Here is a 20,317-nt window from a genome sequence, read left to right on the forward strand (position 1 = left end):
CTGCCCCCGAGGGGCGGATCAGCGCAGTCCGGCGAAGAGGTCCCTCTCGGGCACGGCCGCGCCGGTGGTGTCCTGGACACGTACGAAGGTCTCGACGCCCATCAACCCGGTGAACCTCTCCTGGCCCATCCTCAGGAAGAAGATGTTCTCACCCTGACTGGCGTGCGCGGCCAGCGCATCGAATTTCTGGCCGCCGAACGCGGTGGTGTCCACCCAGGTGGTGATCTCCTCGTCGGGGAGTCCGATCTCGGCCATCGCGGCGGCCTCGGCGGGATCCGGCTCCTGCTCGTCCGCACCGAACTCGCGCATGACCTCGCCGAACCGCTGCATCATCGAGCGAGGCGCCGTCGTCCAGTACACCTTCGGTGTCAGCGCGGTCATGGCCAGCGCCGCCATCGTGATGCGGTTGGCCTGGATGTGGTCGGGGTGGCCATAGAAGCCGTTCTCGTCGTAGGTGACGACCACATCGGGCTGGTAGCGCCGCAGGAGTTCCGCGAGTCGGGCAGCGCCCTCCTCCACGGGTGTCTGCCAGAAGGAGCCGGGGGCGTCATTGGTCGGCCAGCCCATCATCCCGGAGTCGGCGTAGTCCAGCATCTCCAGATGACTGACCTTCAGGACTTCGCAGCTCGCCTCGAGTTCTTGACGCCGCAGCAGGGCGACGGCCGCCGGATCGTGCCCGGGATCGCCCGGCTTGAGACCCCCCGGTCCGTCACCGCAACCGCCGTCGGTGCACGTCACGAGGACCGTGCGCATGCCCTCCGCCGCGTACCGGGCGAGGACACCTCCTGTTCCTGTGGCCTCATCGTCGGGGTGGGCGTGTACCGCCATGAGCGTCAAGGGCCGGTCATTCATAAAACAGTCCTCCTGTGTGAAAAGGCCTCGGTCCGAGTCCGCGGCAGGCGTATGAGCAGTCGCCTCTCAAAACACCACGATGAGGGAAACATTCCAGCGCGATGCGTTCGCGCATGATGGACCGCACCCCCGAGCCACCGCCTGAGCAGGTCATCACCGCCCCGTTCGGCCAGTGCCGACGTGCCGGCGGATACAGCCTGTCCATCGGGACGCCGTCGGCCGACAGCGGTCCCGCGTCAGCACGCCCAGCGCCGGCCGCTCTCCGCTGCCCGCGTCCGCGTCCGCGTCCGCGTCCGCGTCCGCGCCGATCATCACGGATCCGCTCGCTCCGCCGGTGCTCCTCACGCGTCGCCCGAGGCCGCCGCGCCCGTGCCGCCGACACCGGCCGGAGGCGTCGCGGGCGATGTCGAGCCGGCTTCCACCGGTTCGGGTTCCACCGGTTCGGGTTCCACCAGCGTGGCATTCAGCGTCCCCCCGGGGTACGGCCAGCCGGTCGTGCCGGTCCCGGACAGCCGCAGCGCATCGAACGCGTACTCCAGTAAGGCGTCAGAGCATCAGCAACAGCCGCGTGTTCGGTACGAGCTTGCGGTTCACGCTGGTGCTCTGCACGAAGATCGTGAAGTCGTCGTTGTGGTCCGGCTTGACGCGGACTTCCGTGTTCGGCAGGCCGAGCAGGGCCCGGGCCTCGGGCCCCGTGTACACCCGGTCCGTCTTCTTCTCCAGCACCGCGATCTGCTTCCTCGCCTGGACCTTCTCCGACTTGCTCAGCTGGTAGAACGCACCACCGGTGCGGTAGGTGTGCCCGCATTCGACGACCCAGTCCCGGATCGCCGCGTCACGGGCCACCGGGATCAGCTGGTACCCCGACGGATCCACCGGGGTGAGGCCGGCCGCCTTGATGGTGTCCTCGTTGACCGCCTCCGCGCCGGTGGAGAACACCGCCCGCGACCCCCGGATGCCCTGGGTACGGCCCACCATGAAGTTCTCGGTGGCCTGCCGGATGACCTGCCCGGCCTCCTCCAGACCCTGCGTGCTCGTGGCGTCCCAGATGGCGATGTTGTCCTTCGGGAAACCGCACTGCATGGCTTCGCGCTTGCCCATCTGGTCCGGCACAAGGACGGCCAGCGTCCAGTTGTCCTCCTGTGTCGCGATCATCTCGGCCACGGCCTTGACCAGTTCACGCGGATCCCTGACAGGGGCGTCCGGGCAGCGATGACTTGCGTTCTCCTGCCCGTCGGTCAGGACGAACGTCAGGAAGCTGTGGTCGCCGTACAGTTGAGCCGTCTGCGCCAGCTCCCGCTGTGACTTCAGTGCGGCCGCCAGCAGAGCAGTCATGCCACCGGCCCGATACAGCGTCTTCAGCGACGGCATCCGCAGCACGTCCTTGTCGTAGATGACGCACTCGACCTTGTCCGCGAAGACGTACACCGTGACGCGGGTCTCCTGGTCCAGTTCCCCCGACCGGCGGGCAAGGTACGCGATCTGCTGGTCGGCGACTTCGACGACCTTGCGGCTCAGGTGCGACATGGACGAACTGGCATCCAGCACGAGAGCAACGTGATTGATGTAGTTCTGGCTTCCGGACATGACAAGCTCCCCCTCTTTCCGAACTCTTTCCGGCTCGATGCTCCTACCGTCTCACCCACCACTGACAATCGATCTTGGCTCCCGGACCCGGACGAAGGGGTGCGCCGGCCTTCCGGTGTACTGGAGTTGGCAGGGGGCCGAAGACGGCTTCCGCCGCGATGGGCAACCCCACCGGGATGCCGCCCTCGCCCGCCGCGCCGAGGACGCCCGACGCCGCCAAGCGGCGGAAGCAGCCGCACGCGAGCGCCAGGAGCGGCTGCCGCGCGGCGGGTCCGTCTCTCCATCGCCCTCAGGCCGCCGGGTGGTGCGGCGGGAGTTCGCCGCGGAGCAGCGCGGTGCCCAGCGGGGTGAGGGTGTGTACGACCTGGGAGCCGGTGCGCCGGCTGTGCGCGAGGCTGACCTCGCGCAGGGCGGTGATGTGTTCGCTCGCCGAGGGCGCGGAGATGTTGAGGCGTCGGGCGACTTCTCCGGTGGTCGCGGTGGTGTTCAGGGCGGCCAGCACGCGTGCGCGGGTCCGGCCGAGCAGGGTGGCCAGGGCTTCGGGACGGCGGTCGCGGGTGACGGGCGGTGCCCAGACCGGGGGGTGGGTGACGGGGTAGGCCAGGACTTGGGGCAGGGAGGGGTCGGCCAGGGCGATGGGGGTCCTCCAGCAGAAGTGGGAGGGGATCAGCCGCAGGCCGCGTCCGCCGAGGTGGAGATCCCGGTCTTCCGGGTAGCGCACATGCAGCACGGGCGGCCGCCAGTCCATCAGCGGACGGAAGGAGTCCAGCAGTCCGTGCACACCGCGATCGCGCAGGACGCGTGTCCGCAGGGCCCGGTCGGCCTCCGTGGTCCTGGCCGCCCCGGTCCAGTCAGGTGTGATGATCGTGCGGTGCACCAGACGGAACGCCGTCGCGACCTCCTCCATCCGGTGCGGCTCGCCCCCGGCGAGACGGTGTGCCCAGCCCGGCAGGGGGTGGGTCTCGGACAGCCGGTCCATCTCCTGGCGTAGCCGCGGCTTGGGGGTGGCCCGCAGTGCTTTGAGCGCGGTCTCCAGGCCATCGGCCGAGGCGCCGGGGGTCAGGAAGTCGGGCCAGTAGCCCGCCGAGGCGGGGGCCAGGGTGGAGAGCATCCGCACCGGGCCCGCCAGGTGCCCCTCGGCCAGTCTGGCGCGGGCGTCGCGCCGCCAGGGGGCGAAGACCGGCAGTCCGCGCCGTGGCGCGGTCAGCTGGTGCAGACCCAGCAGGGTCTCCCAGACCGGGTCGGGCTCCCGGGCCAGATGGACGCGGGCCAGGTCCCCGTCGGTGAAGTGAATGCGCAGCACGTTGTCTCCCCCGTGTGTGGGTCGGTGTCGGGACACGCCGTCCGGCAGGTGTCCTGGATGACGCGGGCTGCCCGTCGCCGTGCGGAACGGATCGCGCGGACGGACAGCGGCGTCACCGCCCGCAGGGCGGGCGTGGCGACGGACAGCCTGTTGCGGACTCCCGGGAGCGGAGCTCCGGTCGGTGGGGTCCGGCAGCGGTCGGCCCGGACGCGGCCTTCACTCCGGCGGGCGGTCGTCTCCGATTCGGGCCGCCCGGAGGCCTTCGCTCGTGTCCGGCACCCGGTTCACGCCGGAAAGCAGGCGTGTCTTCATCCCGTCGTCCCCCTCGATCAACAGCTGCGAACGCACTGCTCGTCCGGTGGTCAGCCCGGTCGGCGGAGCGGCCCTCCCAGGGTCGTACAGGGGCATCCCCTTTGTCAGGAGGCCAGTGGTGAGGAAATTGCGCATGCTCGGTGCGGCGGCCGTTGTAGCCGCGGGCGGCCGGAACCACCGGCTTTCGGCCCTGACCGAAAGGGGGCGCGGATTCGCCTCGCGGGTCGGCAGGCTTCGGTGCAGGACTGGACCGAAGCGAAAGGGCACACCTGATATGAGCATGGGACGCAGGAAGATGCCGGCCACCGCGACCACGGCGGTCGCCGCCGTGGCGGCGCTCCTGGGAACGGCTGCGCCTGCGAACGCCGCGATCCACCAGTGCGAGAGATCCGGCAGCTGGATTCCCTGCACCACGGTCACCGGCATTGACCCCGGCTCGTATCTGTTGGTGCGCCGGGGCCCCGGCTACGGCTACGACTCCATCGAGGCCGCCTACAGCAGGCTGTACAACGGCAACGAGGTCGGTCTGTCCTGCTGGAAGCTCGGCGACGGGGCCTACGACAACCCCAACTACCGCTACTGGATGTCCATCGAGCTTCCCAACAGCCGCTCGGGCTACGTCAACGACTGGTACCTGAACACGGGAAACCCCGACGTCTGGAAGCAGCAGATCCGCCAGTGCCCCTCCTGACGCACGGCAGGACACACCGGTACCGCGTCTGCGACGACCGGGCGAACCGCGTCACGACCACCGGCGTCAACACGGCCCATGCGTACGGCGAGTGGGGGCGCCAGATCCGCGGCTGAGCCTCGACGGAACCACGACGGAACCACGACCCACGAACCAGGAACACACACATCCTGATAGGGAAAGGAACGTTCACATGAGGTTTCGATGGCTTGTCGCCACTGCCGGCCTGGCCGCGGCGATCGGCACGACCGTCGCGTCGCCGTCCGCGTCCGCCGCCGCCGGCTGTTGGCCGCACGCCGACGGCAACAGGTACTGGTGTGAGAACGTCTCCGGAGCCCCGGTGTACGGATCGATAGGGAACAGCCGCCTGTATCCCAACCCCGACCACGTCGTCGGCGCCATGTACTCCAATCCGAGTTGGTTCTACTGCAAGGTGGACGGACAGGCTTACGTGGGCGGGCCGCACCCGACGCGCTGGCTCAGGACCGTCGCCGACAACGGCCAGTACGGCTGGATGAAGGACACCGCCATCTACAGCGAGACGGACCCAGTGCGCGGCTGCTACCCCTCGTGACATCAGGGGCTGCCGCACCGAAGGACCACCCCGAACCGGTGCGGCAGCCGGCCACGGCCGACTCAGTGGACCGCGCGCTGCCGGGAGCCGGATCAGGATGACGCCGACCAGGATGTGCGGCGAGCTGGTGCCGGACGGATTTCCGTGTCAGCCCCGGCCGAGGACGCAGAACTCGTTGCCCACGGGGTCGGCCAGGACGACCCAGGAGACGTCGCCCTGACCCACGTCGGCCCGTACCGCGCCGAGGCCTTCGAGCCGGGCGACCTCGCTCGCCTGATCCTTGACGGGGTCGGACATCACGTCGAGATGGACGCGGTTCCATACGACCTCGTCGTCGGGCGTACGGCGGAACTCCAGGTACGGCCCGACGCCCTTGACGGAGCGCAGCAGGGCGCGGTCGTCGGTCAGCTCGTGGACGGTCCAGTCGATTGCCTCGCCCCAGAACCGGACCATGGCCCGTGGGTCGGCGCAGTCGACGACCACGGCGGCTATCGGCCCGGTGTCCCGGTAGAGCTCCCGGGGCTCCAGGACGCTGAACACGTTGCCTTCCGGGTCGGCCATCACCGTCCACGGCGCGTCGCCCTGGCCCACATCGGCGGGCGTCGCCCCGAGCTCCTTCAGACGTGCGACCAACTCGGCCTGATGGGCGTCGGAGGTGGTGGCGAGCTCGATGCGCACGCGGTACTTCACCGTCTCCGGGTCCGGGACGCGGACGAGATCGATGCAGACGGCGGACGGGTCCGGCCAGTCGAAGCCCACGGGTTCCAGGTTGGTGACGCCGGGCCCTTCGCTGGAAACATCCCAGCCGAGCGCCTCCGCCCAGAACCGGCCGAGCGCCGAGTCGTCCCGGGCCTTGAAGTTCACCTGAACAAGTTGCAGCGTCATTCCGCGTACCTTACGGACCATTCCCAGCGCCGGAGCCGGGCTGCCGCCCCCCTGAGCACAGCAGAACACTTCCGCCCCGGCCGAGGCGTTCTCGCAGGGTGAGTGACGGCCCAAGGAGGCCACCGACCGAGGGAGCCCCTGTATGACGCGATACCTGATCCGGACTGGAAAGGCAGCAGGCGAGCGTCGTGGCCACCGACGGCCCTCTGATCGAGGACGACCGCCGCGGCTGGGGCCTGGCGCTGAACGCCGGCATCCTGGGCGCGCGCTCCCGGACACCGCGTGGGCATCGCCGCTCCTGATCACCTGATCACCTGATCACCTGATCGCCGTCCAGGCCTGGCGATTGCGTGGGGTTTTTCGGTTATGGGTACTCGGGAGGCCGAGCGGCGGTGAAAGTGCCGTCCACTCCACGGAGGGATGGTTCCCATGACTCGGCATGTCGGCGACGTCATGACGAGCGCCCCGGTGGCCGTCGAGCCGCGGAACTCGGTGGCGGTTGTCGTCGACGAGGGGCAGCACGCGGTGGGCATCGTCTCCCTCGGCGACCTGGCCATCGAGCGTGACCCCGAGTCGGCTCTCGGCGACATCGGCTCCACGAGGCCCAACAAGTGACGCGGCTCGCCCACGGGATCCCCCGAGCGGATCGGGCCATCCCACCGAATGCCATCCCACGGAATGCCATCCCACTGAATACCGGCACCAGCAGCTGAGCCCCGAAGGGAGCGTGCGCCATGACGACTCCTGATCCCGACCCCCGGCCCACCCCGGGAGCTCCCGACCGCCCACCGCGACGAACCCCGGGAGTCGAAGCACATGGCGGTGTGCCCCCCGGTGAGACCCCGCCCGCCGAAGGAGGGACGTACGGAATCTCCCATCCGGAGCCGCCCGAACTGCGCAAGGGATGGGGGCCGATGCCCCTCGTCCTGATCATGGCGGTGGTGGCGTTGATAGCGATCGGACTCATCGGCATGGCGGTGTCCCTGATGCTGTGACGCATCCTCCACACCCCGGAAGCCTCTGCGGGGCGTCGTCGGAACGATGGCTGCCGGACGGGACATGGATCGAGGCGACGGTACGGTCCTCGGCCATCCCGCCACCGACACCGACACCCAGGGCCTCGGCCATGCCGCCACCGCCCCTGCTCTCCCCTGCTCAGGGCGTGGGCGGCTTCCCTCGGCGTTGGTCACCGCTGTGTCGGCGGAGTCGGTCGGCGTGGCGGGCGACGTCGTCCACGCGCGCCGCGAGGTCGGGGTGCCCGGACGCCAGATGCGTGTGCGTGTCCGTCAGGGGTCCGACGAGGGCGGCGGCGTCGTCGGCGGCGAGGGCGGCGGTGAGTTCGACGAGCGGGGTGCGGGCGGCTGCGGGAAGGTCGGCGAGCGCGGTGATCTGGCCCGCGAGCTGGCGCAGGTCCGCGGCGTTGGCGCGAGCCCAGGTGGTGACGGTGCGGTCGGCGGCGCGGCGGTCGCGGGTGGCCTGCACCCGCTCTTCGCCCGTGGAACCCGGGCTTCCGGGACGTACGCGCAGGTAGCGGCGTTCGGCGGCCTGTCGGCTGGACACGCCGAGGGGGTGGGCGAGGTCGGCCCAGCTGGCGCCCGCGTGCCGGGCTTCTTCGATCAGGCCCGGTTCCCATTCGGCGAGCTGATCGCGCACTTCGCGGAGCAGCAGGAGCGCGGCGAGTGCCTGCTGCGAGCCGGCCGGTTCGGGTTCGGGCCGCTGTCCGTCGTCCGAGGTCCGAGCGGTGCGCAGGGCCTCGTGGATCGTGTTCAGCGCCGCGGCAGCGAGAAAGGACGTGGGGGTGAGACCCCGCGGGCTGGGGTTGGGGCTGGGCTGATCGGCGGTGGTCATGGAGCCTCCGACACTGTCATCGCCTTGATGACTTTCCACTTGTCATCGTTTCGATGACATGTTACAACGAAGACAGGTGAACCGCATTGGCAGGAACGTGCCTGACCCGAACAACTGGAGGTGTTTCACGATGTTGATGCGCACCGACCCGTTCCGTGAGCTCGATCGCCTGACCCAGCAGCTGCTGAACACGACCGGCACCTGGTCGCGGCCGTCGGCGATGCCGATGGACGCCTACCGCGAGGGCGAGGAGTACGTGATCGCCCTCGACCTGCCCGGCGTCTCCACGGACGCGATCGACATCGACGTCGAGCGGAACATGCTGACCGTCAAGGCCGAGCGACGGCCCGTCACCAAGGCGGACGACGTGCAGATGGAGCTCTCCGAGCGGCCCCTGGGCGTCTTCTCCCGCCAGCTCGTGCTGGCCGACACCCTCGACACCGAGCGCATCAAGGCGGACTACGAGGCGGGGGTGCTGACCCTGCGGATCCCGATCGCCGAGCGCGCCAAGCCCCGCAAGGTCGCCATCGGCGGCGGTGCCGCGCACAGGGAGATCAGCGGCTGAGTACTCAGCCGTGCCGGAGACGGGGGACGGCCCGCCCGCGGCCGTCCCCGTCCTCCGCCCGTCGCCCCACACACGAGGGAGCCACGATGGCCATGCGATGGGCCGCGTTCCTGGACCGGGTCAAGGAACGCGGAGAGTACGAGAGCACCGAGGAAGCCGAGCGGGCGGCCCGCACGGTGTTGGCCCTGCTGGGCGCGCACCTGCTCGGGGAGGCACGGGCGGAGCTGGCGGCCCGGCTGCCGGAGGAGTTGGCGCTGGTCCTGCTCAATCCGCTCCGGGCGCATGAGCCGCTCTCCCCCGAGCGGTTCGTGCGGGCCACCGCGGCATGGATCGAGGGAGCCACCGAACAGACCGCGGCCTGGGACGTGGGGGCAGTGCTCAGCGCCGCCGCGGACGCCGCGGGCGAAGAGCTCACCCGGCGCATCCTGTTCCAGCTCCCGGCCGGCTACGACCTGCTGTTCGGTCACCCCGAGCGCCTATAGCCCGGGCAGGCAGCGACCTCTTTCCCCGGGGCCTCCCCCGGCCTCCTCCGACTTCTTCCGACTTCTTCCGACTTCTTCCGACCGAGCGAAACCGGTGGCCGGCGGGCCCCGGTTCCGCGCCCCACCTCAGACGAGAAAGGCAACCGCGTCACGATGTTTTCCCTGCAAGAGCCGTGCCGGCAGACCGTGGGCATGACGTTCGAGCAGATGCTGGAAAGAGTGCGCTACGAAGGCGCGTACCCCACCCGCGCACGGGCCGAGGAAGCCGTACGCACCGTGCTGGCCGCCTTCGGACGCCAGCTCACGGGCGACGAGCGCGTGGACCTGGCGGCCAGACTGCCCTACGAGGCCGCCGCCGTCCTCACCTCCGAGATCCCCACCACCGAACCCCTCACCGGCTGGGGCTTCGTCAAGGACCTGGCATCCCGCACCGGCGCCACGGCGGCCACCACCCGCTGGGACACCGGTACCGTCCTGCGCATCGTGGCGCAGCTCGCCGGCGAGGACCTCCTCGACCGCGTCCTCGCCCAACTCCCCTCCGGCCACGCCCTGCTGTTCGGCCGAGCCGAACTCACCCAGGCGGCCTGACACGCGGGGAGACCCGTGAGGTGTCCGGCCGAGGTCATGGCAGGTCGCGTGCGGTGGCGCCGGCTCCGGGGGCGTCGGTCAGGGCGATGCGGGCGGTGATGCGTTTGCCGACCGTCTGACGCTGGACGGCGAGGCTCTGGGTGACGCCCTCGACGATCTCCAGGCCGTGCTGGCCTATGCGGTCGGGGTCGGTGGCCCGGGCCGTCGGCACGGTGGGGTCGCTGTCCCACACGGCGACCACCACCGTGGTGCCGGAGATGCGCAGCTCCATGAGGACGGGCCCGGAGGCGTACTTGCGGGCGTTGGTGACCAGCTCGCTGACGACCAGCTGGGTCAGGTCGATCGCGCGCGGGGCGACGCTCAGGCCGTGCTCGTCCTTCAGACGGGTGAGGAAGTCCGCGGCGTGGTGGCGGGCCCGGGCGATGCATCCGCCGTCTCCGGTCAAGGCGTAGCCGACCTGCATCGGATGGGCACCGGGGCCCCTACAGCCCCCGTCGTCGGATCGTGGCTCCACCGGCATCGCCTCCTGCTCCCCCGTCGCGCGTGCGGGTGCGGGTGCCCGCCACGCGCCCATACATGCCACAGGCATCTTGTCCGGGCGTCGAGCAGGCCCTGACTCCCTCACCACCGCGCTCTCTTCGTCACCACCGCCCGGTCCCCCCGGTCACCGTCGCGCGACGAAGTGACGCAGGTGCAGCATCTCCACACGGCCGACCCCATCCACCGGCAGCGAGCCACCGGCCACCGGTCGGCCGGGAGCACTGTCCGGCCGGGCAACCCGGGCCGCTCCCGGAGCTTCACTCTTTCGGTCCCCACCGCCGGCCCGGTACGGGGGCTGGTCACCGGCCCGGACGACCGCCGAGGTCTGGTGCTCACGGAAGGCCACGCGACATCGGCAGGGACGGGCCGGGAGGAGCTCGGCAGCGATGCTGCGGAACTGCCGGGTGCCGCGAACGGTTCACGCCTATCGTGGAACGACACACCGACGCTCGGCGCCAAGGCAGGCTGGACATGAGGGAACCGCATATCGACTATGCGGAGGTCTTCCGGGCCCTGCCCGGCATGGTGGCGCTGCTCACGCCCGATCTGGTGTACGCCGATGCCAACGAGGACTTCCTGCGGCTGGCGGGGCGCAGCCGCGAGCAGCTGCTGGGCCGCTACATCTTCGACGTCTTCCCGGAGAACCCGAACGAACCGGCCGCGGCCGGCCTGCGGGAGACGGAGGCGTCGATGCTGCGCGCGGTGGCCACCGGTGAGCGCGACACGATGGCGCTGATCCGCTACGACATCGAGGACCCGCAGCGGCCCGGCCACTGGCAGGAGCACTACTGGAGCCCGGTCAACGCCCCCGTCCTCGGCCCCGACGGGAAGGTGGCTCTGATCGTCCACCGGGTGGAGGAGGTCACCGAACTCATCCGCGCCCGGGGCGGCCCGGGCGGCGACAGCCGGGCCCGGGTGCTGGAGGCCGAGCTGTACACCCGTGCCCGGGAGTTGCAGGAGGTCAACGAGCGACTGCGGACGGCTCACGCCCACGAGCGCGAGGTGGCCCTGGCCCTGCAGGCGGCGATGCTGCCCCCGCCCGGTCCGATCGGGGCGCACGACGCGGCCGTGCGCTACCGGCCGGCCATCGGCGCGCTGAACGTGTGCGGCGACTGGTACGACCTGGTCGGCCTGCCCGGCCAGGGCCTCGCGGTGGCCGTCGGCGACGTCGTCGGCCACGGCCTGGCGGCCGCCTGCGCGATGGGGCAGCTGCGCAGCGCCCTGAGCGGGGCGACCCGTGTGGCCGACGGTCCGGCCGAGGCGCTGGAGGCTCTCGACCTCTACGCCCGCTCCGTCGACGGCGCCGAGTCGACCACCGTCGTGACGACCTTCATCGACTGGGACAGGCACACCATCACCTACAGCTGCGCGGGCCACCCGCCGCCCGCCCTGGTGCACCCCGACGGCACCGTCACCTTCCTCGACGGCGCCACCGATCCTCCGCTCGCCGCCCGGCCCACGCATGTCGCCCGGCCCCAGGCCCGTATGCCCTTCGTCGACGACTCCACCCTGGTGCTGTACACGGACGGGTTGATCGAGCGCCGTACCGAGGGCATCGACACGGGTCTGCGGCGCCTCGCCGACTCCCTGGCCCACCATCGCAAGCACGACCCCGAGACCCTGGCCGACGCCCTCCTCGCGGATCTCCTTCCGCCCGCCGGCACCACCGACGACACCGCGCTGATCGTTCTGCGTCTGTGACCGTCGCGCGGTGCCCTGAGCCGACGAGGACGGTCCGACGAGGCTCGGCGGCGCACTCACCTGCCCCAGATCTTCCGGTACCCCTCCCGGTAGCCCGACGGGTTCCAGCTCGTGGCGCCGTCGCTGTTGTCGGCCGTACTGATGTGGACGGGCGCCACGTAGCCGCTGGCGGGGCGGTCGGAGAAGGCGCGGTTGAACTCGTCGACGATCTGCCAGCCCTGCAGCAGGAGCGGTTCGGGGACGGTGGCCGCCTGGTACTGGTCGCTGTTGACGCGCTGGAAGGCGGAGGGGTCGCCGTCCCCGGCGCCGATGTTGAAGGGCGGGCCGGAGCCGTCCTTGCCGGCCGCGCGGAAGGCGGGGGCGGCGTCGGCGAAGTACAGGTCGTTGATGGCGACGGAGTGCGTCCAGTCGCTCTGGAAGCGGGAGAGCAGCGAGGAGACCTCGCGGGGTGTGCGGCTGCTCGCGTCGGAGATCGGGATGTTCTCGTACGCCAGGAGTTTCACCCCCTCGCAGGTGGCGAGTTCCTCCCTGATCAGGTCGGACTTGTTCTTGGCGAAGGGGATCGAGGCGTCGGTGAAGATCACGACTCCGGCGTCGCCGTCGGAGGTCGAGATGACCCATCGCGCGCTGATCCGGGCCACGTCCTCGACCTGGGTGGTGACGTTGGTGAACAGGGCGGGGCGTCGGCTGGGGCCCGGTGCGGCGACCGCGTGCCAGCCGATGAGGGGGATGCCCGCCTGCTCGGCCCGCACGACCTGCTGCGAGGTCGCCCCGGGGTCGAAGCCGCCGATGACGATGCCCGAGGGGCGGAGCGTCACGGCCTCGTTCATCGCGGCCTGGATACCGGCGGGGGTGCCTCCGCCGTCGATCACCCGGAGGTTCCAGCCGATGACCCGCGCGGCTTCACGGACTCCGTCGGCGGCGCCCGCGACTCCGGGGTTGGTCATGGTCTGGGCGACATAGACGATGGTTCTGCCGGTGACGGCCTCGGGTCCGCTGGTCGGGCCGTTCCAGGGGACGTCGGTCCGCTCCGCCCGGCCGACGGCGGAGCGGGCCTCGGCCTGGACCGCGGGGCAGCCGCTCGTGCCCGAGGCGGCGTCTTCCGGGTCGCTCGACGATCCTCGTTCGCAGCCGGTGAGCAGGGCGGCGACAGCGGCCGGCAGGACGGTCGCCGCGTACCGGGCCTTGAGTGTGCCGGAGCGGGCCTTGCGGTGGTGGTGCACGAAAGACTCCTCGCGGAGGGACGAGCGGGAGAACACGGCCGGGGGACATGACCGAGGGACCTGACCGGGGGACGCGGCCGCTCACGGACCGCGGTCCGTCGGGCCACCGCCCGGCGGCGGTGAGGACGGGCGCTCCGGGGTCGCGGTGGGCGCGTCGCGGGCCGCGAAGACGCCGGTGCGGGTCCGGCGGCGGGCGGCGTATCCGGCCAGCCCGACGGCGAGGAGCAGGGTGGCGCCGTGGAAGAGGGGCACCGTCCAGAAGTCGGCACCCATCTGGGCGATGCCGGTGAGGCCGACGGCGAGGACGGCGACGGCGACGAGGGTGCCCAGGGGGTTGGGGCGGCCGGGTTTGATCGCGGTGGAGCCGAGGAGGGCCCCGACGAAGGCGGGCAGCAGATAGTCGAGGCCCACGCTCGGATTGCCGATCTGCTGCTGGGCCGCGAGCAGCACCCCGGCACAGCCGACGATCAGGCCCGACGCGGCGAAGGCGCAGACGGTGTACTTGCGGACGGGGATGCCGACGAGGTCGGCGGCGCGCGGGTTGGATCCGACGACGTACAGATACCGGCCGATCGGCAGCCGCTCCAGCACCAGCCAGAGGACGGCCGCGAGCGCCAGCACGTAGAAGGCGGGGACCGGGAGGCCGAGGAACGTGGAGGTGTACAGGTCGGTGAAGGCGGGCGGGAGTCCCTGCGGGCCGGGGACGATCCGGCCGCCGTCGGTGATCCAGCCGGTCACGGCGAACATCATGCTGCCGGTGCCGAGCGTGGCGATGAAGGAGTCGATCCGGCCGAACTCGACGATGACCCCGTTGAGGACGCCCACGACCGTCCCTCCGACGATCACGGCGAGACAGGCCGTCGGCCAGGGCCAGTCGGCGTCGACGACGAGGTACAGCACCATGACGTGCGCCAGGCCCAGGCCGTAGCCGATGGAGAGATCGAAGGCACCGGTCACGATCGGGACCATGGCGGCGAGCGCGAGGACGGCCGGGATCGACTGGCTGGAGAGGATCGAGTCGACGGTGTCCAGGGTGGGGAAGGTGCGTGGCAGGGCCAGGGAGAAGACCAGGACGAGCAGGGCGGTGAGGACGAGGAGGCCGTAGGCGCCGATGAGGTGCCCGCCGCGGCCGCCACGGGAGCCGAGCCGGCTCGGCGGGCGCGGTCGACGCGGGCGCGGTGGGGACGGCGAGGGCGGGGCCGTCACGGGTTCGTCGCGGTTCCGGCGGGGGGCAGGGCCGAGGCCGCCCGGGTCAGTCCCGCGACCGTGAGGGCCGGACCGCTCAGCTCGGCCGTCACGACTCCCCGGACGAAGACCAGGGCACGCCCGCACACCCCCGCGACCTCCTCGAAGTCGGTGGAGAGGAGGAGGACCGCGAGGCCTGCGGCCAACGCCTCGTCGAGCAGGCGGTGGATGGCGGCCTTGGCGCCGACGTCCACGCTCGCCGTCGGCTCCTCCAGGATCAGCACGCGCAGCCCGGTCCGGAGCCAGCGGCCGATCATGACCTTCTGCTGGTTCCCGCCGGACAGGGTGGCGATGGCCGCCTCGCTGTCACGGGGCCGCACCGAGAACCGTTCGATCAGGGCGGCGGCCTCGGCGCGTTCACGGCGGGGGCCGATCCAGCGCGGCGTCGGCCCGTCTCCGGCGTGGGGGTTGGCCAGGAGGTTCTCCCGCACGGTCAGTTCGGCGAGGCACCCCTCGCGCTGTCGGTCGCCGGGCACGAAGGCGACACCGCGCGCGACGGCGTCGGCGACGGTACGGGGCCGATACGGGCCGCCGTCGAGCAGGACCCGTCCGCCGAGGAGGGGGCGGGCCCCCGCGAGGGCCCGGCCGAGGTCCAGGTGGCCGGCGCCCGAGAGACCGACCATGCCGAGGGCCTCTCCGGCGCGCAGCTCCAGGTCGACCGGTCCCGCGCCGGAGGTCCGTACGCCGTCCAGGGACAGGACCGCCGGGCCGCCGGCCGGTGCCGTGCCGGGTCGGTGGCCGGCCGGTTCCTCTCCGGTGATGTCGCGCACCAGGCGCAGGGGGCTGTGGCCCGCCGTCGAACCGTGACTGACGAGACGGCCGTCGCGCAGCACGGCGAAGGTGTCGGCGACCTCGTACACCTCGTCGAGGCGGTGGCTGACGTAGAGGATGCCGTGGCCCCGGTCGCGCAGGGTGTGCAGGACGCGGAAGAGGCGGGCGCAGTCCGCGGCGGGCAGGCGGGCGGTCGGTTCGTCGAGGACGATGAGCTTCGCCCGGGTGGCCAGGGCGCGGGCGATGGCGACCAGGGACCGCTCGGCGGGAGCGAGGTGGGCGATCGGCGCGTCGGGGTCGAGCCGGCCGCCGACGAGCGCCAGGGCCTCGGTGCAGCGGTCCCGGGTGCGCCGCCAGGAGATCAGTCCGGCGCGGCGCGCGTACCCGGTGCTCAGCGCGATGTTCTCGGCGACCGTCATCCATTCCACGAGGCCGAGATCCTGGTGGATGAAGGACATCCGGCGGGAGGCGGCGTGGGTTCCCAGCGGATGCCCGTCCACGGTGACCCGGCCCGAGTCGGCGTGGTGGACGCCGGCGAGGATCTTGATGAGGGTGGACTTTCCGGCTCCGTTGGGGCCGAGGAGCGCGAGAACGCTGCCCGCGTGGACGTCGAGGTCGACCCCGGCCAGTGCGAGGGTGCCACCGAATCGTTTGGTGAGGCCGCGGACACGGACCAGCGGTTCCGGCCCGCTGGGCGGGGCCGGCTGCGCAGAGATGTCGTGAGCGTCGTGCACGGACAGCTCCGGGGGTCGGCCTGGCGGGTTCTTCCCGACTTCGACTTGCGCCAGCGATACTAGCCACCCTTATCAGGTCATTTGCGGCATTTGACCATTCTCTCTGACCCCAACGGGCCAGTGGGCCGCCCCGGCGCCGACCGCGTCACCCGCCGTCCAGCCCGCATTCGGCCCAGATGACCTTGCCCTCCGGGGTGTAGCGCGTGCCCCAGCTCCGGGACAGCTGGGCGACGAGGAACAGACCCCGTCCGCCCTCGTCGGTGGTGGCCGCCCGGCGCAGGTGCGGGGCGGTGCTGCTGGTGTCGGAGACCTCGCAGATCAGGGAGCGGTCGCGGAGCAGCCGTACCCGGATGGGCCCGGTGCCGTGGCGGACGGCGTTGGTGACCAGCTCGCTGAGCACCAGCTCGGCGGCGAACACGGCCTCGTCGAGACCCCAGTCGGCCAGTCGCCGGAGGGCGGCGGCGCGGACCTCGCTGACGCGGGCCGGGTCGGCGGGCAGCTCCCAGGTGGCGATCCGCCGCGGGTCGAAGGCGTGGGTGCGGGCGACGAGCAGGGCGATGTCGTCGCCCGGGTGAGGGGACGCCACGGTGTCCAGGACCACCTGACAGGTCTCCTCCGGGGTGTGCTCGGGGTGGGCCAGGGCCGCGCGCAACTGGTCGAGGACGACGTCGACGTCGCGGTCGCGGTCCTCGATGAGTCCGTCGGTGTAGAGGACCAGCCGACTGCCCTCGGGCAGGTGGATGTCGACGGCTTCGAAGGGCAGTCCCCCGAGGCCGAGGGGAGGCCCGGCAGGCAGTTCGGGGAACGACACGGTGCCGTCGGGCTGGACCAGGGCGGGCGGCGGGTGGCCGGCGCGGGCCAGGGTGCACTGCTGCGTGGTCGGGTCGTAGACGGCGTACAGACAGGTCGCGCCGATGATGCCGCCGCCGTCGGAGACGGGGTCCTCCCGGTCCAGTCGGCCCACGAGGTTGTCGAGGTGGGTGAGGACCTCGTCCGGGGGGAAGTCGAGTTCGGCGAAGCTGCGGGCGGCCGTGCGCACCCGGCCCATGGTCGCGGCGGAGAGCATGCCGTGGCCGACGACGTCGCCGACGAAGAGGCCGACACGGGTGCCGGAGAGCGGGATGACGTCGTACCAGTCGCCGCCGACGTCGGATTCCGCGGGCAGATAGCGATGGGCGACCTCGACGGCGTCCTGGTCGGGGAGCCCCTGCGGGAGGAGGCTGCGCTGCAGGGCCAGGACCATGGTGCGTTCGCGGGTGTAGCGCCGGGCGTTGTCGATGGACAGGGCGGCGCGGGTGGCGAGTTCCTGGGCCAGCGAGCGGTCGTCGTCGCCGAAGGGCGCCGGGTCCTGCGCGCGGTAGAAGGCGGCGACGCCCAGGACGACGCCGCGGGCGACCAGGGGGACCGCGATGAGGGAGTGGACGTGGCTCAGCAGCCGGTCGGTGTGCTCGGGGTCCTGCGCGAGCCAGCCCGCGGCCGTCTTCAGGTCCGGTTCCAGCACCGCCTCCCCGCTGGTCAGACAGCGCAGCTGCGGGACGGTCGGGCCGTAGTCGACCTGCTTGCCGACCGGGCTGAAGGGGAGGTCGTCGCGGATGCCGTGGACCACCGTGCGCCGCAGGTCGCTGCGGGCGTCCGCGGCCTCCTCTCCGCGCAGCACGGGCTCGGCGAGGTCGATGGTGACGAAGTCGGCGAGGCGTGGGACGACCGTCTCGGCGAGTTCCCGGGCGGTGCGGCGCACGTCCAGGGTGGTTCCGATACGGGCGCTGGCCTCGGACAGCAGCTCCAGCCGACGGCGCGCGGCCAGGGCGTAGCCACCGACGTGGGGCTCCCCCACCATCAGGAGACCTCTCTCGGGGGCCGGGGTACCGGGACGGCCGCCGGGGAGACCGTCGGCGGTGGGCGGGACGCCATGAGCGGGGGACGGAGAGCCATCGGCAGCCGGCGGCACGCCATGAGCGGGGGACGGGGAGCCATCGGCAGCCGGCGGGACGCCTTCGGCAGGGGGCAGAAGGCCTTCGGCGGTGCGACCGTCGGCCATGACGACGTCGACACCCGCGGTGATCCTGCCGGGTGGTGCGGCGTCGCGCCGGTGACCGGGCACCGGGACTGCGGAGAGCGGGCGGGTCGCCGCGGTGAGAGGGGCGCCCCGCAAGAGCCGCGCGGTCGGGGTTCCGGCGGGCGGGCCGGGCCGGACGGACCCGGCGGGGAGGCTCAGCACCGGCTCGACCTGGTGGGGGGCGGCGAGGGTCCGCAGCCGTGCGGAGTCGGGAAGGACGGCCTCGACGGCGATACCTTCCACCCCGGAGGCGCTGGTCATCGGTCGGCTCACGAGTGTGACGCGCCTGCCGTCCGTCAGGGGCACCTCGACGGCGGCCCGCTGCGCGCGGGAGATCAGCTCGGCGGCCTTCTCCAGGAGGGTCGCCCGGTCGACGGGGTGCAGCCCGAGGACCAGTTCGTCGACGCCGACGCCGAGGTGCGGCCCCGCTCCCGCCTCGGCCCCGGCGTCCCGGTACGCCCGCAGCAGGGAACGCTCACGCGTGGAGCTCTGCGCCAGCAGCCGCCGCTCGATGGCCGCGGCCGCCCGGCGGATCACGCCGTCCAGCGCCGGGTTCTCGAAACCACGCGGATATCCGAAGCACAGGACGCCCTCGATACGGCCGCTGAGCAGGTCGCGCACGGGAAGCGCGCGGCAGGCGCTGGCCTGGGAGCGTTCGGCGAAGTGCTCGGCGCCGTAGACCCGGATGAGCCGCCGTTCCGCCAGGGCGAGACCGATGCCGTTGGTACCGGCGAACCGCTCGGCGAACACGAATCCGGGGACGGTCTGGATGTCCGGGAGCGCTCGGGCCAGCGACGCCTGGCCGAAGCGGCGCAGGAGGACCGTGCCGTTCGCGTCGGCGACGGAGATGTTCATCGCGCTGCCGGCGAACCTGGACTCCAGTCGGTCGAGCACCGGCGCGGCCGCGCGGGAGACCCGGCCGTCCGGGTCGAAGTCGTCCCGGAAGGGGAGGTCGGAGCTGTCCGGCGAGAGCCCCAGGGACCGGCACCGCTGCCAGGAGTTCAGGATCGACGCGCGGACGCCCCTCTCCACTGACTCACCCTGCAGAAACCGCTCACGCGACAGGGTGGGGCCCGTGCCGTCTGTCGCACGTCCCGTGAGTACCGGCTCGCCGTCGGACCGCACCACGCTGGCCTCACTCGCGCCTTGAACAATCCGCTTATCGGATATATCTGGCATTGACGAGGATACGGGCATCGGCAACACGAGTCACGGTTCGCGGCTGTCCTCACGTCCGGTGACCGGCCGGAGCGGACCTCGACCGGCCGGGGCCGAGTACGACCCGTCGGGGGCCGGTGCACGACCCATCGAGTCCAAGGCCCGACCGGTCGGGGGGCCGGCATGACCCGTCGGGCCCGGTGTCACAGGACCGCGACCGGATTGACGGGTGAGCCCGTCCCGCCCGGGACGTTCAGCGGGGCCACGACGAGCAGGAACTCGTACCGCCCCGCCTCCGCGGTCGCGTCGGCCAGCGCTTCCAGGTCGAGGTTGTCCAGCAGCGGCACCCCCATCGCGGCCACCGCCAGGGCGTGCACCGGGGAGTGCACACCCTCCACGGGCGAGGGCCGCACATCGCTGTCGCCGTCGCCGCCGAGCAGCGCGATGCCCCGTTCGGCCAGCAGGGGTACGGCGTCCACGTGGAACCCCGCGCTCGCCACGCCGGGGTCCCAGGCGCCGAGTTCCCTACGGCGGCGGACGTGACCGGAGCGCAGCAGCACCGCGTCGCCCTCGCCGATCGTCACGCCGAGCGCCTCCTCCGCGGCGACGACGTCCCCGGCGCGCACCGCCCGCCCCGGCTCCAGCCACGGGACGCGGAGGACGGCGGGGAGGTCGAGGAGCACCCCCCTCGTGACGAGGGGCCCGAGCTCCGACACCGCGCCGAACCGGGCGCCCCCCGCGTCGACGGCCTCGCGGGCCGGGCGGCCGTCGTAGAGCAGCCCCCGGTAGGCGATGTGGCTCAGCGCGTCGAGATGCGTGACGCCCTTGCCGTGGTAGTCGGCGGCGATGAAATCCTTGTGGGTCGTGGGCTCCGGGCTCTCCACATCGCCGAGATCGGTCATGTGGTGCAGAGCCGGCTTCTGGTTGTCCGGGCCGGGCCGGGTGTTCCAGGGCAGCGCCATCGGGACGACCACGCCGGACCGCACTCCGGCCACGGCCCGCCGCACATGATCCTCGGTCACCCGGTTCCAGGCCCCGCGATCGGCCCTGCCCCAGCGCCCCCATGTACGGACCGTCCCGAAGATCCCGTCGAACTCCCGACGGGAGACGGCGGGTCCGCTGCCGCTCCCGGAGGTCGGCTCGGGAGGCGGCGCTGCGGCGGGGTTCGAACTCATCCGTACTCACCGTTCACCTTCGGCGCG

At 71.9% G+C, this 20,317-nt stretch carries 18 protein-coding genes and 1 pseudogene; 8 read left to right on the forward strand and 11 right to left on the reverse strand.

Annotated elements, in window-relative coordinates; translation table 11 throughout:
• Positions 1-18 precede the first annotated feature (18 nt).
• From OG202_RS07645 to OG202_RS07655, 3 genes are all read right to left on the reverse strand, one after another.
• Positions 19-852: a PIG-L family deacetylase gene (locus tag OG202_RS07645; protein ID WP_326584444.1), complete on the reverse strand. Its 834-nt coding sequence runs from the start codon at positions 850-852 to the stop codon at positions 19-21.
• A gap of 546 nt (positions 853-1,398) precedes the next feature.
• Entirely contained in the window at positions 1,399-2,439 is a 1,041-nt protein-coding gene (locus OG202_RS07650) for a vWA domain-containing protein (RefSeq protein WP_326584443.1), read from the reverse strand.
• A gap of 289 nt (positions 2,440-2,728) precedes the next feature.
• A complete protein-coding gene (locus OG202_RS07655; protein WP_327730841.1) occupies positions 2,729-3,742 on the reverse strand; it encodes a winged helix-turn-helix domain-containing protein in 1,014 nt (337 codons plus the stop codon).
• 592 nt (positions 3,743-4,334) lie between these two features.
• On the opposite strand from OG202_RS07655, the gene OG202_RS07660 reads away from it, so the two are divergent.
• Both OG202_RS07660 and OG202_RS07665 read left to right on the forward strand, forming a co-directional pair.
• On the forward strand, positions 4,335-4,745 hold the full coding sequence (locus OG202_RS07660; protein ID WP_326584441.1) for a hypothetical protein: 411 nt from the start codon (positions 4,335-4,337) through the stop codon (positions 4,743-4,745).
• 193 nt (positions 4,746-4,938) lie between these two features.
• Entirely contained in the window at positions 4,939-5,319 is a 381-nt protein-coding gene (locus OG202_RS07665) for a hypothetical protein (RefSeq protein WP_327730840.1), read from the forward strand.
• 147 nt (positions 5,320-5,466) lie between these two features.
• Here OG202_RS07665 and OG202_RS07670 read toward each other — a convergent pair whose 3' ends face one another.
• Positions 5,467-6,204, reverse strand: coding sequence for a VOC family protein (locus OG202_RS07670; RefSeq protein ID WP_327730839.1), 738 nt, complete (start codon positions 6,202-6,204; stop codon positions 5,467-5,469).
• A 501-nt stretch (positions 6,205-6,705) separates the two neighbouring features.
• Here OG202_RS07670 and OG202_RS46465 point away from each other — a divergent pair.
• A pseudogene (locus OG202_RS46465) lies at positions 6,706-6,819 on the forward strand (CBS domain-containing protein); the annotation flags it as partial.
• A gap of 119 nt (positions 6,820-6,938) precedes the next feature.
• A complete protein-coding gene (locus tag OG202_RS07680; RefSeq protein WP_327730838.1) occupies positions 6,939-7,199 on the forward strand; it encodes a DUF6480 family protein in 261 nt (86 codons plus the stop codon).
• Between the two features lie 160 nt (positions 7,200-7,359).
• On the opposite strand, the gene OG202_RS07685 is transcribed toward OG202_RS07680, so the two are convergent.
• Positions 7,360-8,052, reverse strand: coding sequence for a type III effector protein (locus OG202_RS07685; RefSeq protein ID WP_327730837.1), 693 nt, complete (start codon positions 8,050-8,052; stop codon positions 7,360-7,362).
• A 130-nt stretch (positions 8,053-8,182) separates the two neighbouring features.
• Between OG202_RS07685 and OG202_RS07690 the strand changes: the two genes are divergently transcribed.
• From OG202_RS07690 to OG202_RS07700, 3 genes are all read left to right on the forward strand, one after another.
• Entirely contained in the window at positions 8,183-8,617 is a 435-nt protein-coding gene (locus tag OG202_RS07690; protein ID WP_327730836.1) for an Hsp20/alpha crystallin family protein, read from the forward strand.
• A gap of 86 nt (positions 8,618-8,703) precedes the next feature.
• A complete protein-coding gene (locus OG202_RS07695; protein WP_327730835.1) occupies positions 8,704-9,099 on the forward strand; it encodes a DUF2267 domain-containing protein in 396 nt (131 codons plus the stop codon).
• 153 nt (positions 9,100-9,252) lie between these two features.
• Positions 9,253-9,687, forward strand: coding sequence for a DUF2267 domain-containing protein (locus OG202_RS07700; protein WP_327730834.1), 435 nt, complete (start codon positions 9,253-9,255; stop codon positions 9,685-9,687).
• 34 nt (positions 9,688-9,721) lie between these two features.
• On the opposite strand, the gene OG202_RS07705 is transcribed toward OG202_RS07700, so the two are convergent.
• Positions 9,722-10,150: an ATP-binding protein gene (locus OG202_RS07705; protein ID WP_327730833.1), complete on the reverse strand. Its 429-nt coding sequence runs from the start codon at positions 10,148-10,150 to the stop codon at positions 9,722-9,724.
• Between the two features lie 548 nt (positions 10,151-10,698).
• Between OG202_RS07705 and OG202_RS07710 the strand changes: the two genes are divergently transcribed.
• Positions 10,699-11,928, forward strand: a complete 1,230-nt coding sequence (locus OG202_RS07710) for a PP2C family protein-serine/threonine phosphatase (protein WP_328222538.1) — start codon at positions 10,699-10,701, stop codon at positions 11,926-11,928.
• Positions 11,929-11,984: 56 nt separating this feature from the next.
• Here the strand turns inward: OG202_RS07710 and OG202_RS07715 are convergent, their stop codons facing one another.
• The 5 genes from OG202_RS07715 to OG202_RS07735 form a co-directional block, all read right to left on the reverse strand.
• Complete coding sequence (locus OG202_RS07715) at positions 11,985-13,151, reverse strand: substrate-binding domain-containing protein (RefSeq protein ID WP_405892832.1); 1,167 nt, start codon at positions 13,149-13,151, stop codon at positions 11,985-11,987.
• Between the two features lie 81 nt (positions 13,152-13,232).
• Positions 13,233-14,357: an ABC transporter permease gene (locus OG202_RS07720; protein ID WP_327730831.1), complete on the reverse strand. Its 1,125-nt coding sequence runs from the start codon at positions 14,355-14,357 to the stop codon at positions 13,233-13,235.
• On the reverse strand, positions 14,354-15,901 hold the full coding sequence (locus OG202_RS07725) for a sugar ABC transporter ATP-binding protein (RefSeq protein ID WP_327730830.1): 1,548 nt from the start codon (positions 15,899-15,901) through the stop codon (positions 14,354-14,356). Before OG202_RS07725 ends, OG202_RS07720 begins: the two co-directional genes overlap by 4 nt.
• A gap of 145 nt (positions 15,902-16,046) precedes the next feature.
• Positions 16,047-19,085: a SpoIIE family protein phosphatase gene (locus OG202_RS07730; RefSeq protein ID WP_328222539.1), complete on the reverse strand. Its 3,039-nt coding sequence runs from the start codon at positions 19,083-19,085 to the stop codon at positions 16,047-16,049.
• A 233-nt stretch (positions 19,086-19,318) separates the two neighbouring features.
• A complete protein-coding gene (locus tag OG202_RS07735; RefSeq protein WP_328222540.1) occupies positions 19,319-20,290 on the reverse strand; it encodes a cyclase family protein in 972 nt (323 codons plus the stop codon).
• Positions 20,291-20,317 lie beyond the last annotated feature (27 nt).

The organism is Streptomyces sp. NBC_00310 (assembly GCF_036208085.1).
Taxonomy (GTDB): Bacteria; Actinomycetota; Actinomycetes; order Streptomycetales; family Streptomycetaceae; genus Streptomyces.